This window comes from Paenibacillus sp. P4_E11, assembly GCF_056401635.1.
This window is the reverse complement of record NZ_JBFUIX010000070.1, coordinates 1-11,845: the sequence shown is the minus strand read 5'-3', so window position 1 is coordinate 11,845 and position 11,845 is coordinate 1. Positions and strand designations below refer to the sequence as shown.

The 11,845-nt window shown below is 49.4% G+C and carries 15 protein-coding genes; 5 read left to right on the top strand and 10 right to left on the bottom strand.

The features are described from left to right. Positions 1-15: 15 nt before the first annotated feature. The 3 genes from clpP to AC1DWB_RS23025 are packed head-to-tail and all read right to left on the bottom strand — an operon-like array spanning position 16 to position 1,554. Positions 16-591, bottom strand: a complete 576-nt coding sequence (gene clpP, locus AC1DWB_RS23035; RefSeq protein ID WP_477543434.1) for an ATP-dependent Clp endopeptidase proteolytic subunit ClpP — start codon at positions 589-591, stop codon at positions 16-18. Between the two features lie 16 nt (positions 592-607). Beyond that, entirely contained in the window at positions 608-1,144 is a 537-nt protein-coding gene (locus AC1DWB_RS23030) for a hypothetical protein (RefSeq protein ID WP_477543433.1), read from the bottom strand. Continuing rightward, positions 1,141-1,554, bottom strand: a complete 414-nt coding sequence (locus AC1DWB_RS23025) for a MerR family transcriptional regulator (protein ID WP_477543432.1) — start codon at positions 1,552-1,554, stop codon at positions 1,141-1,143. Before AC1DWB_RS23025 ends, AC1DWB_RS23030 begins: the two co-directional genes overlap by 4 nt. 214 nt (positions 1,555-1,768) lie before the next feature. Here AC1DWB_RS23025 and AC1DWB_RS23020 point away from each other — a divergent pair, with 214 nt between their 5' ends. From AC1DWB_RS23020 to hprK, 3 genes are all read left to right on the top strand, one after another. Then, complete coding sequence (locus AC1DWB_RS23020; protein WP_477543431.1) at positions 1,769-3,211, top strand: extracellular solute-binding protein; 1,443 nt, start codon at positions 1,769-1,771, stop codon at positions 3,209-3,211. Positions 3,212-3,233: 22 nt separating this feature from the next. Continuing rightward, entirely contained in the window at positions 3,234-4,784 is a 1,551-nt protein-coding gene (locus AC1DWB_RS23015; RefSeq protein WP_477543430.1) for a glycoside hydrolase family 3 protein, read from the top strand. 209 nt (positions 4,785-4,993) lie between these two features. Continuing rightward, positions 4,994-5,908, top strand: a complete 915-nt coding sequence (hprK, locus tag AC1DWB_RS23010) for an HPr(Ser) kinase/phosphatase (protein ID WP_477543458.1) — start codon at positions 4,994-4,996, stop codon at positions 5,906-5,908. A gap of 26 nt (positions 5,909-5,934) precedes the next feature. On the opposite strand, the gene AC1DWB_RS23005 is transcribed toward hprK, so the two are convergent. Further along, positions 5,935-6,711, bottom strand: coding sequence for a phosphotransferase family protein (locus tag AC1DWB_RS23005; protein WP_477543429.1), 777 nt, complete (start codon positions 6,709-6,711; stop codon positions 5,935-5,937). 363 nt (positions 6,712-7,074) lie between these two features. On the opposite strand from AC1DWB_RS23005, the gene AC1DWB_RS23000 reads away from it, so the two are divergent. Then, positions 7,075-8,058, top strand: coding sequence for a phosphotransferase (locus AC1DWB_RS23000; RefSeq protein ID WP_477543428.1), 984 nt, complete (start codon positions 7,075-7,077; stop codon positions 8,056-8,058). Between the two features lie 30 nt (positions 8,059-8,088). Here the strand turns inward: AC1DWB_RS23000 and AC1DWB_RS22995 are convergent, their stop codons facing one another. Both AC1DWB_RS22995 and AC1DWB_RS22990 read right to left on the bottom strand, forming a co-directional pair. Further along, entirely contained in the window at positions 8,089-8,556 is a 468-nt protein-coding gene (locus AC1DWB_RS22995; RefSeq protein ID WP_477543427.1) for a GNAT family N-acetyltransferase, read from the bottom strand. After that, positions 8,553-9,047, bottom strand: a complete 495-nt coding sequence (locus tag AC1DWB_RS22990; protein WP_477543426.1) for an NUDIX hydrolase — start codon at positions 9,045-9,047, stop codon at positions 8,553-8,555. The genes AC1DWB_RS22995 and AC1DWB_RS22990 overlap by 4 nt, the downstream gene beginning before the upstream one ends. Positions 9,048-9,109: 62 nt before the next feature. Here AC1DWB_RS22990 and AC1DWB_RS22985 point away from each other — a divergent pair, with 62 nt between their 5' ends. Next, positions 9,110-9,631, top strand: coding sequence for a TlpA family protein disulfide reductase (locus tag AC1DWB_RS22985; protein ID WP_477543425.1), 522 nt, complete (start codon positions 9,110-9,112; stop codon positions 9,629-9,631). A gap of 35 nt (positions 9,632-9,666) precedes the next feature. Here AC1DWB_RS22985 and AC1DWB_RS22980 read toward each other — a convergent pair whose 3' ends face one another. The 4 genes from AC1DWB_RS22980 to AC1DWB_RS22965 form a co-directional block, all read right to left on the bottom strand. Then, positions 9,667-10,263 carry a hypothetical protein gene (locus AC1DWB_RS22980; RefSeq protein ID WP_477543424.1) on the bottom strand — a complete coding sequence of 199 codons (597 nt, stop codon included), beginning with the start codon at positions 10,261-10,263 and terminating at the stop codon, positions 9,667-9,669. Positions 10,264-10,269: 6 nt separating this feature from the next. Beyond that, on the bottom strand, positions 10,270-10,827 hold the full coding sequence (locus tag AC1DWB_RS22975; RefSeq protein WP_477543423.1) for a GNAT family N-acetyltransferase: 558 nt from the start codon (positions 10,825-10,827) through the stop codon (positions 10,270-10,272). 138 nt (positions 10,828-10,965) lie between these two features. After that, the gene (locus AC1DWB_RS22970) at positions 10,966-11,154 is read right to left on the bottom strand and encodes an NUDIX domain-containing protein (RefSeq protein WP_477543457.1); all 189 of its coding nucleotides are present in this window, start codon (positions 11,152-11,154) and stop codon (positions 10,966-10,968) included. Positions 11,155-11,252: 98 nt separating this feature from the next. After that, complete coding sequence (locus tag AC1DWB_RS22965; protein ID WP_477543422.1) at positions 11,253-11,780, bottom strand: hypothetical protein; 528 nt, start codon at positions 11,778-11,780, stop codon at positions 11,253-11,255. Positions 11,781-11,845 lie beyond the last annotated feature (65 nt).

Genomic DNA, 11,845 nt, shown 5'->3' with positions numbered 1-11,845 from the left:
ATCCCCCCTATTCCGTTATTGCATAATGGCGTCTACTAAACCATAGTTTACAGCTTCTTGTGCGCTCATGTAATAGTCGCGATCCGTATCTAGTGCAATCTTTTCAACCGATTGTCCCGTTTGCCTTGCAAGTTGTTCGTTTAATTGGGCACGCAGCCTTAGTATTCTTCTAGCGCTGATCTCAATATCGGTTGCTTGACCTTTCACCCCTCCAAGGGGCTGATGGATCATGATCTCACTGTTGGGCAGCGTATACCGTTTACCTTTTGTACCGCTAGACAGCAGGAATGCTCCCATGGAAGCAGCTAATCCTATGCAGAGGGTGCTAACATCGGGCTTCACGTATTGAATAGCATCGAAAATCCCCATTCCCGCCGACACAGATCCACCTGGACTGTTAATGTACAGCTTCACTTCTTTTTCTCGATCATTCCCTTCTAGGTACAGCAACTGAGCAATGACGGTATTGGCCAACTCATCGGTGATTTCACCAGACACGAATATGATTCGTTCTTGCAACAGCCTCGAATAAATATCGTATGCCCGCTCACCTCTACCGGTCGTTTCCACAACATAAGGAATTAAGCTCATCTCTCCGCTCCCCCATTCAACGAGTCCAATCGATACGATACTTTTTTTCCAATTCCGAGCAATGCTCCGAATCGATCTTGAGCCCTTTCCAAGGTCCTCTATCGGTGTATGTCTGCGTTCGATCCCAACCCTGTTCTTGGGGACGGAGACATTTAAGCTTGTTAACGACCTCTTCATTCACAGTAATCATGTCCAGCTCTTCTTCAGGCACGATGGATAACAGCACTTCTGCGTCCTCATGAATAAGCTTCCCGCCTTCGTCCCGGCAAACCACCTTGATCCCCACTGCCACCTGATCGGCCTTAATCGGTTCCTGTGTGTAAAGTTCAACAAACAGATCGACCCCGGCCGACTCCGGAAGATCGCCAAGTATGATTTCCCCTGCCTCATTTTCGTAAAAACCAATGAGATTGGCACGCCGATATATACCCGCGGGTATACGCACCTGGAGAATGGTCTGCCTTATTGGACTAGTTGGCGTGACACGAATCCACAGATGATTCATCCCTTCTTCATATTCCAGACCTGACTTCGCCATACGGATAGTTATCATTCGTTACGCTCCTCCTTCAGCAGACGGGCCACCGTCTCGATCACCTTGGTCCGCATTTCCACCGATATACTTGGCCCTATGGATAAAATAACGTCATCAGCAATCACGTGAGTTTCGTTCTGAATCAGTTGAGCGGATTGATACAGCCGGAGGTGTTCACCGATCTTGGCAATCTCCTCCTGAGAAAGCGCGGCAAGCTTCTGTTGAATGTCCGCCAACGTCTCCCCGCTTTTCGATAATGTGAGGATCGCGCGAATATATTGCAGATGCCGATCCGTGTACACTCGTTTGTTCCCTACCAGCTCAAGCGGTGGAAGCATGCCGATCTGCGTATAATAGCGGACCGTGCGCAGGTTCATCTGAGCATCTTCATCGTGCAAAAGGTCAGCCAGCTGTTTAGCGGTATACATTTTGATCCCTTCCTTATCTAATTTGTTTGTGCATCGTGCACATTACACCTTAATGTATTAGTTACAGTTTACTGTAACGTATAATAATTCGCAAATGCTTTATATCGCCTACAAATCAATTTCTGGATTATTTCTATTCTAAGCGATATAATCTTATTGCCTAGATGAATTTCTAGGATATATAAACATACACTCGGAGGTGTTTGATCCGCCTATGGCTCGACCCACCCACGATCAGTTTATAGAACGAATCCGGCTCATGCTGGATAGCTTGAGGACTCAAATTCAGGTAGGACAGCTGAAGCCTGGAGATTATTTGCCATCCGAGGTCGAATTGGGTCAGGCGTTCCAGCTCAGCAAAGAATCGGTAAGGCATGCGCTGGATGAGCTGGTGAAGGAAGGTGCTATTCTCAAAATCCGGCGAGTCGGAAATCGAGTGTCTACTCCTGGCGAACAAGCTAAACAAACTAAAGTTGCAAACAACCGACGCTCGCATCCAGCTGCAGAAGCAGCTGCTCCCACAGAAGTCGTCACTTTGAAGTTCGCCTACTACCCGACGATGGAGACGGAAGCGATTGTGACTGAGCTCGTGTCCGACTTTGAGCGGGAGCACCCGTCCATTCGAGTGCACATGCTCCCAGCCTCCCATCCGCATGACTATGCCGAGCATGGGATGGCCGACGTCTTCAGCCTGAGTGCCTGGGATGCGCTGAAGCTGAAGGATCGCAAATCACATTCGGCTGTCAGTTGCACTCTACCTGAGCAATCGACCAATGCATATCTTACGAAACCGTTCCTCGATGCAGAAGGTCATCCGTTTGCAGTACCGTTCGTCTTCTCGCCTATCGTGCTCTGCTACAATCTAGAGCATTTCCGCAAGTGCGATCTGACCGTGCCGGATGAAGGTTGGACCTGGTATACCTTGCTCAAGAATGCCCGGCTCTTATCCCGTACTCTGGGCGTCAGCGGCTTCCATACTCATATCCAGTCGATTAATCGCTGGTCCGTCTTTTTATTGCAAAATGGCTTCCGATTCAGCATGGATGAAGTGCAGCGAACCTCCGAGGACCCCGCGCTCTGGGAGAGCTTGCGCATTGCACGCGATCTTATTCAGCCGCAGAACGGAACCCAGCCGCTCTTGACGGAGCATGATGCCGATGTTGAACGGTGGTTCAGCGAAGGAAGAGCTTCGATGATTATGACGACGTATTATGGAATGAACCGTCTGTTGAACACTAACATTCGATACGGGGTGGCCCCACTGCCTTCGCTTCGCACATCGGACACACTGCTGCTCGTCACCGGCCTTGCCGTCAATCGGTCAACGAATCATCCAGAGGAAGCTCATCTGCTTACGCGCTATATGAACAGCTACGAGGCGCAAAGTCGAATCCGACGTCATACGCAGACACTGCCTGTCCACCCTGAAGCCCTTGCACTTGAGAATGATCTGCACGGAAATCGGCCAGTAGGGGAACCCGTATTCCACTCACTGTGGACGAGATGCAAGCTGTATGAAGACCTGCAGCTAGGCGCAGGTGTACTGGAAGCAATCCGGGAAGAGCTGAAGGGCTACTGGTCCAAGCTGGAAGACGAAGTGGAAGCAAGCGAGCGGCTGGAGCACTTGTTCGGCTTAACTCCATACAACGATAACTGACCTTGAATAGGAGACTACTTTCATGAATGACTTGAAGAAGTGGACCGACCAACTAACGATGCAGGAAAAAGTAGGACAGCTGTTCACGTTCTACAATACAGGCAAACAATTATCCGCTCTCACAGAGACGATGATTCGGGAATGGAAGGTTGGCGGGATCTTCCTGGACATGGGAAGCCTGGATCACCCTGAGCAGGTGTATCAATTGACCACGGCGATGCAGCAAGCGGCGCTTTCTACTGGCCTTGGCATCCCATTGTTCGTCTCCGCAGATTACGTAGCAGGGGCTGGCTGCAAGCTGGCGTCCGGAGGTGCTGTACATTTTCCTAAGAACAAGGCAATCGGTGCAGCGGGAGATGTCGAGCTTGCTTACGAGTCGGGGCGCGTCACAGCAGCCGAATCGCTCGCGATGGGGGTTAACTTCAATTACAGCCCTGTCGTGGACATTAACAATAATCCGCTGAATCCGGTCATTGGGACGCATTCCTTCGGGGAAAACCGTGACGAAGTCGGTGCGATGGGCCAAGCGGTCATCCGCGGGTACCAGGATCACGGAATGATTGCTACAGCGAAGCATTTCCCTGGCCATGGCGACACGCATGTCGATTCGCACTTCGACCTTCCTGTGCTTCCATTCGATAAGGAGCGGTTATCGCGATTCGAACTTGAACCGTTCCGCGTCGCTATCGCAGCCGGTGTTGATGCGGTCATGGTCGGGCATATCGCCGTACCCGCACTCGATTCTTCGATGCTGCCGGCCTCGCTGTCTCCGGCAATGACGACCGGCCTGCTGCGTGAGGAGCTCGGTTTCCAAGGCTTGATCGTGACAGACGGCTTGTCCATGAAGGGTGTAACGTCGAAGTTCACCCAAGCGGAAGCTTGCGTCATGGCTATCCAGGCGGGTGCAGATATATTGCTAGCGTTGGCCCGTACGGCAGAAGAAGCGGGACCGATGGTGCAAGCGGTCCTGGATGCGGTCCGTTCCGGGGCAATTAGCGAAGCACGTCTTGACGAATCCGTCCATCGAATATTGCGGATGAAGGCCAAATACAGCCTGCTGCCGGATTCATTCCGGATTCCGCCGTACGACCCGGCAGCATTCAACCGGCCAGAATACACGGACATCAGCCTCCTACTGGCTCGTGCCGCTGCAACTGCTGTGAACGGCTTCCAGCCGATCGATGCTATAACGTCAGCAGCACAAGCAAGTGGCTGGACGCTCATCTGTGAGAAGCAGCTGGAGTCTTTCGCTGAGATGATTCGATCAGCCGGCCTAGTAAAGCACGAGTATACGCTCAGCAGCTATGAAGAGCTGCTCCCTCTTCTCGAAGAAGGATTGCCGTCTGGTCCCGTGCTTGTCGCCATCACGCACAACAAGCGGATGCGCCCTGAGGTGCTGCAAGCACTGAACCGACTGGCGGAGGGCCGTCCTGATGGAACAGTCGTACTCGTTCATTTCGGCTCGCACTATGATCTGGAGCACGCACCAACCGTTCCAGCACTTATTCTGTATGACCGCGCTCCGGCGTTGCAGCAGGCAGCCGCGGAAGCTTGTCTTGGACAGCTGATGTAACAACCATAAGGACTAAGCAGGATGCGTACATTGCCCCATTATCCAGGCAGTCGCCAGCACCGTTTTCATCACGGTTGTTGAAGCTGCCTTTTTCTTTTGCAAATTTGTCACGATTTCCGGAAGAAAAGGTGAACTACTAGCAGGGTTTCGCACGTAATATACCGTATATTAAGGATTGAAACTGTATTTTGAAGGAGCCAACGAACATGATTAAAGAAACAACGGTCAAACAATTAGTAGATCGATTCTCCCTGGAAGTGCTTGTGGGAGGCGACCATTTGCATAGAACGATTGAAAAGCCGAAGGCACATCGGCCTGGGCTGGAGTTCACTGGATATTTCGATTTTTTCTCGCATGCACATGTTCAAGTGTTAGGACGCAAAGAAATTACGTACTTGCATAAGCTCACGGATGAGGAGCGCAATGAGCGGATCGGGAACGTCGTGAAGTATCATCCGCCCTGTTTCGTGGTGACACGGGATTTGGAAGGCTTGCCCTACTTGACGAAGCATTGTGAGATGGAGGGTATTCCCTTGCTTCGAACGTCTCTGCCGACATTCAAGTTCTTGGACCTCGTGGATACGTTCCTTGCTAAGGCGCTGGCTCCCGAGATCGCGATCCATGGCGTATGCGTGAACGTATCGGGGATTGGCATACTGGTGCGCGGCAAATCCGGCGTAGGCAAGAGCGAGACGGCACACACCCTCATCCGTCGTGGACATCGGTTAGTAGCCGACGACATGGTCGTCTTGAAGAAGATCAGCCCAGAAACAATTCTGGGCACACATAACGGGATGAATAAAGAGTTTCTCGCTTTGCGCAGCATCGGCCTTGTTAACGTATCCCGTCTGTACGGTAGACGTGCCTTCCAGGATGAGACCCGAATCGTACTAGACATTGAGCTTACGAAGTGGCAGGAGAACGACTTGAACAATGACTTGGAGCTGGAGCCCAAATTCTCGGAATATATGGATGTCCGCGTGCCGCATATCGAGATTCAGCTGCAGCCTGGTCGTGATGTGGCGGGTCTTGTAGAGGCGGCGGCCAACAACTGGTACTTGCGCATGCAAGGGTACAGTGCCATGGATGAGTTCATGAAGCGGCTGGAGCAGGAGCAAAAGTAAGGGCAATACACCACAACAATCTATATTTAGAAAAACTGGTAGATCCCGTCTTCGAAGTAGAGGTATTCCTTCTCCGTGATGGGTGGTTTCCCGTAAGCTTCGAAGAAGATTTGCCTGTCTCGCGATTGCTGAAATGCATTCGGCTTAGGCCGGATCGCCAACGCCAGATCGTAGCGCGGATCGCCATACGCCCCGCCGCCCCAATCGATAACCCCGACAATCTCGCGGTTGCGCACAAGCACATTATCAATCGTACAATCGCCATGGATGAGCGTTTGCTCCACCGGCTCCGGTCGATCATGCTTCAGTTGGTCCAGCAATTGTTGCGAACCGTCTGTTTCGAAGTGCAGCAAATTATGTTCTGCCTGCGTCAACATGGAATCAATCCATGGCTCCTTGTTCAGCAGTTCCATCGGACAAGCGCAATCGTGGATGCTACGCAATGCTCGCCCATAGCTCGCGATTGCCGCTTCCCTGTTGCTAGGATTATGTTCACTGAGGAGAAACTCTCTCAGACTGACTCCTTCTATGTAGTCCATCAGCAGCCATCTGGCTTCACCCTGCTCCAAATATTTGTGTGCTCGCGGGACAGGTAAGAGGGTCTGAGCCAACAACAGCAGGTTCCGGTATTCTTGGGCAAGCCACTCATTGTACAGTCTGTGCTCGGTTTTCTTCAACACAAATTTACCATCGGTTGCATACAAGATGATCACGACCGACGTATGACCTTGCTTGGGATAATGGTAGCTATAGATGGTTCCCGTGTATTCCAATATTTCTGGTGGGAGGATTGGTAGATTCATGGGTTCTCTCCTTGAAGCATGGATTGGAGTATGGTAACATAAGATTAATAAAGACCAAGTGCTGGTACACTTGGTCGATACAATTGGCTTGGATGGTATATTCCCCACTAAGTCACATAGGAAACGAAAACCCACCTTCGGCGCTAACCTTGGGGTGGGTTTTTTACTTTCTCTTGTTGTTGTTGCCTACTTCCCCACCCAAGATTCATTTGTATCTCCATTTCACCTTTATTCCTTTTCGTACAAGTGTTCTTATTCAAAAAAGGATTTAACTACTATAGCGATTCTCTCTGTCCCTATTCGCGGCCAACTCCGATAAGATAAGAGATAGACCACGAATAGGAAGGAACGGTACGTACGTAAATGATACACATTCCGGCTTTACATACCGTATTTCACCATGCAACCTTGTTTCAAGCTATCGCTCCCTTATATGACATTGGCACCCCCGTCTCCAGCCGCTTTATCGCGAATCAATTGAATGATACGTACAGCGTGATCACAGAGCGAGGTCCATTCATCTTACGTATCTACAAACCCAATTGGCGTTCGGAATCCGATATTCGCCATGAGCTGGATCTGCTGCTTCATCTGCATCAACGGAACATCCCCGTCTCGATTCCGATTGCGCGATTGGACGGTGATTTGCTGACGGAGCTGGATGCTCCAGAAGGCATACGCTATGCGGTACTGTTCACCTTCGCTGAAGGGACTGGCAAGGTCACTGTCGAGTCCAGCCGTCTGTATGGCCGTTCCGTAGCTCACATGCACCTTGCAGCAGAAAACTATGTACCGCGCTACAGCAGGTTTAATCTCGATGCGCACCACCTTCTGGCTGAACCGATGCAGCGGATCCTGCCTTTTCTACAGCACCGACCTGATGAGGCTAGACGGCTGACGGATGCTGCCAAGCGTTTGCAAGCCCGTCTCGACTCCTTACCCGAAGACACTTCTGACTGGGGCGTCTGCCATGGAGACCTGCACGGTTGGAATGTATTCTACTCGGGAGATAACAACCTGACACACTTCGATTTCGACTGCTGTGGGATGGGATGGCGAGCTTATGACTTGGCCGTCTTTCAATGGTGTCGCGTGGATCATCGCGATCCCGAGAAGGCTGGATTCCAGGACGAGTGCTGGGACTCGTTTATTCAGGCGTATCAAGAGGTGCGCCCGCTTCAGGAGATCGATGTCGAACTGATCCCGCTGTTCGTCGCCATCCGTCAAGTATGGCTAATCGGGCTGCATACAGGGAACAGCGCCATATGGGGCGCTTGGCAAGACGATGCCTACTTCGACCGCAAGTTGAAGTTCCTCCACGATTGGATGACCGCGCATCAGCTATAGAGATAAGAAACCTCACAATTAACAACAACACTACTCCAGCATGAGCTCCATCGCGTCCGGGCTGCGTTTGTACCCGCCTCGTTCATAGAACGTTACACTCGTCTCGCTCGGCCATACCAGAATGAACTCATAGTGCTGCTGTCTCGCCCATGCTTCGATCGCGGCCAACAAGCTAGCGCCGATACGCTGCCCTCTGTATGTCGGGAGGGTATACACATTCGTCATATAAGCAAACGGATGTGTAACCTTGCCCGGACGCGGTACCTTATCGATCCGCTCGATGTACATGTGGGAGACTATTCGATCGTCTACTTCCACTACCCATATGTACCACCGGCCACTGCGGATCGCATCTGCGAGAAATTCGCAGCACTCTTCGGAGAAGCTCTGGAACAACTCCTCATCCGCCTGCCTTACGGGGTCGCCTTCATATGTAAAATCCCATCTCATCCAGATGAGCTGATCGATGTCAGCTTGCGCGGCTAGGCGAACATTCATCGCGGAGAACCTACTTCCAACGGCACACGAACATAATCCAACATCCTATCGTTCACGTCGTAAGTAAAGATATGGTCGTAAGCTTCCAGGCTCTCAAGCATAAGCGGAAGAAACACAGAAATATTGTCGGAAATACCTTTGTTGTCCGGATGCAGCACCCAGTTAATATCTTTCCAGTCCAGAATGCCTTCGTTAATCGCTCTTGGCATCTCACACACCTGATCTCGAGGGAGATCAGCGATAAATACAACCATACCGGAATCCCCCTTCGGATGCAGCCAAGTCACTCTACCTGCGCAGCGCACTTGCTCCAGCTCAACTCCCGTTTCTTCCCAGACTTCTCTACGAACACATTGATCCGCCGATTCACCTGGTTCGATTCGACCGCCGACTCCGTTCCAAACGCCCATCTCTGGTTTCTTAATGCGATTTATCATAAGGATCTCGTTATTTCTACGTATGAAACAAAGCGTATATTTGTAGTTGATCATTTTCTACTCCTCCTGCATAATGAAAATTATTCCAGTACTTCTACTAGAGAGGATATCACCTTGTGAAAAAAATTTATACGTATGCGATCCTAACGCTCGTACTAAGTGCTCTTATTTATGTCGTTGTTCACAACGTGGAGATTGTAGATAGTTCTTATGAGCAGACTGAAGTAGCTCTACAAGATATTCAAACAGGGGAACTGACTTCCATTGATTTTACCGAGAAACCAACGGTGCTTGTGCTCTTCACTTCCTGGTGTCCTTATTGCAATGAAGATGCTCCCAAGCTCGTCAAGCTGTACGACAAATATAAGGATCGGGTCAACGTGTATGGAATTAATCTTACGTATCGGGATGATCTGGATGAAGCGAAGGCGTATATCCATTCCCATAAAATCACCTATCCAGTACTTCTCGACGAAACTGGCAACGTGCACAATCAATATGGTAAGACGGGATTCCCGGCTCTGTTTTTCTTTAACTCGAAAGGTCAATTCATTGATAGGATCATAGGGTCAACCGACTACAATTCTATAGAAAGTGCTTTTATTACGTTCCAAAAAAAATTCAATTCCTATTATTGAAATAGGCTTGACTATTGTGGTTAACATTCATTATTTCACCCCATCGCCGCGACCGGAACTCGGACGATCTTCGCCCACTTCTCCGGTTCYGGCGCACACCAATGCACAAGAATGGTTCTGCAATCTCCTGATTGCTTGTAATCGCCGTTGTTCTGGACGAACTCTCGAAGGTGACCATAAGTGGCTTGGATGTTGTTGAAATGCCCTTGATGCAGCTTTTGTGCGCAAAGACCTTGCTCAGCCACGACCAGCTTCGTTTGTGGAACAGGCTGGCCTTTATAGCCCTTCTCCATCAAGTGTCGCKCCTCCTCATACATATCCAGCGTGATCAACTCCGGTACTTGCATCAACCGGGTGTAGGACCATGTGCCATCTTCGTGCTGTTTGTGCCAAATATACTCATGTGGCATTAATGTGAACTGGTAGCCTAGCGCCGTCTTGGTCATTCGCTTCAACTGATTCACCAGCTTGAAGATCGGTGCCCCATCCTCTTCCGGCAGCCCGGCCCAGTTCAATCGGCACCTGCCTTCCATCATAACGAATTGAAGCGAAGGCACTTGAATGAAATCTATCGTATTCGCTTTCATTTCATAGAAGGATTTCAGAATTTTCCTATGGTCGTGCATACCCATCGCTCTCTACCTCGCTTCAACTATTCGTTTATAATCGCTCTCAATCATACCCATAATAATCAGACTTTCATATTGCTGATCCGACTTGAGACATTCCCTTAGTACTCCTTCGACCACAAACCCCGCCGATTCATAGACGTGTCTGGCTCTGGAATTATTTTGTTTAACATCAAGCCATAACCGATGTGACTTCAATGTATCAAAAACATATGTTTGCAACGACCGGATGGCTTCATTACCGTATCCCCTGCCCTTATCTACAACTACAATTCGTATGAGTTCCAAACACTGATTGGGGTTTTCTCTTCCGGAGAGGATCATGTACCCAATTGGTTGGCGTTCTACGGATTCAATGAGGATATGCAACATGCCTTCGCTGTAGACTGCAGTTTCATGCTTCTGCCTACTCCAAGGAATGATATATGGGCAATTCGCCTCATCTGCCTCTGCACAACAGACAAATGACAAGTCTGACACTTCAGTTCTTCTAAACCTCAATCGTTCTGAGCTAAACAGTAGATTAGATTCCATTGAAATCCCCCGCTCTAGGTTGACGGAATTCATTACTTCAATCTTCTCCCTACGTAGTTCTCACATGATTAATCCTATTCACCTGTTCATTGTTAGGATCCAGCAGCCATTCCAGCAATCCGTCCGGTACCAATTTGATATTAGGGTCATGCAAAAATCCGTTGATCGGCTTCAAATACGATTCAACAATTCGGCTTCATAGATAAAATCTACTTCATGACCTACTTGATCCATGTATTCAAATATATTCTCGATCACCAAGCATAACTGCGGTTCCGATATTTCAGCATCTATCTCTTCCCTGACTTCTCTAATAACCGTTTTCCTCGTATTCTCTCCGTATTCCACTGTTCCTCCAATCGGTCTGTAGAACGTCTTGTTAGCGGCCTAATCAATATTTTCTTCAACCAATATCTCGTCGCCTCTTCGAATCAAACACAAGGACACAGTTCTAATATTCACTCCTGCTTCCCCCTCCGCGGCACCTCAACGAGAAGGTTATTGTTCTTGTCATATGCGCTTATTCTCAACTCTTTCATCTCGACCAACCCGTAATACACGCGCTTCCAATTGGTAGGAATGATGTTCGCCACGATCGTCTGATTGTGCTTGTCCCGGATTTCGACCCGGTCGATGTTCGGATCATCAATAAATCCATAGACGAAATGTCTTCGGATAGAATCGTGGAACGTAATGCCAACTTGATCTACAAGCAATCCAGTCTCATAGGACATGGAGTTGGATGAGCTTAGCTTCCATCCTTGATCATCATTGCCCTCGAATACGGCCAATCCAACCCCGACTTTCCCATGCTCGAATGGGGCTTGGTATATAATGAAAGGTCTATCCATCGCAGTCCCTTGGTATAGGATGTGTTGCCCTTCTTTATCGTGTGTCTTGTAAAAGGCTTCTTCAACAGTTCGGCTCTTACACCCCGTGATAGCAAGGAGAACGAGCAGTAAGAGTATACAATTGCGAGTCTTCATCTTCCCTCCGTGCATCGTTGGTGATTTTCACTAGTTAGAGCTCATTGTAAACGAATCCATTAATA

Coding starts and splice junctions, on each gene's coding strand:
- AC1DWB_RS23025 (WP_477543432.1), bottom strand. CDS start 1,554: ATGTATACCGCTAAACAGCTGGCTGACCTTTTGCACGATGAAGATGCT.
- AC1DWB_RS22990 (WP_477543426.1), bottom strand. CDS start 9,047: ATGATCAACTACAAATATACGCTTTGTTTCATACGTAGAAATAACGAG.
- AC1DWB_RS23030 (WP_477543433.1), bottom strand. CDS start 1,144: ATGATAACTATCCGTATGGCGAAGTCAGGTCTGGAATATGAAGAAGGG.
- AC1DWB_RS22975 (WP_477543423.1), bottom strand. CDS start 10,827: ATGAATTCCGTCAACCTAGAGCGGGGGATTTCAATGGAATCTAATCTA.
- AC1DWB_RS23020 (WP_477543431.1), top strand. CDS start 1,769: ATGGCTCGACCCACCCACGATCAGTTTATAGAACGAATCCGGCTCATG.
- AC1DWB_RS23015 (WP_477543430.1), top strand. CDS start 3,234: ATGAATGACTTGAAGAAGTGGACCGACCAACTAACGATGCAGGAAAAA.
- AC1DWB_RS22965 (WP_477543422.1), bottom strand. CDS start 11,780: ATGAAGACTCGCAATTGTATACTCTTACTGCTCGTTCTCCTTGCTATC.
- AC1DWB_RS23000 (WP_477543428.1), top strand. CDS start 7,075: ATGATACACATTCCGGCTTTACATACCGTATTTCACCATGCAACCTTG.
- clpP (WP_477543434.1), bottom strand. CDS start 591: ATGAGCTTAATTCCTTATGTTGTGGAAACGACCGGTAGAGGTGAGCGG.
- AC1DWB_RS22995 (WP_477543427.1), bottom strand. CDS start 8,556: ATGAATGTTCGCCTAGCCGCGCAAGCTGACATCGATCAGCTCATCTGG.
- AC1DWB_RS23005 (WP_477543429.1), bottom strand. CDS start 6,711: ATGAATCTACCAATCCTCCCACCAGAAATATTGGAATACACGGGAACC.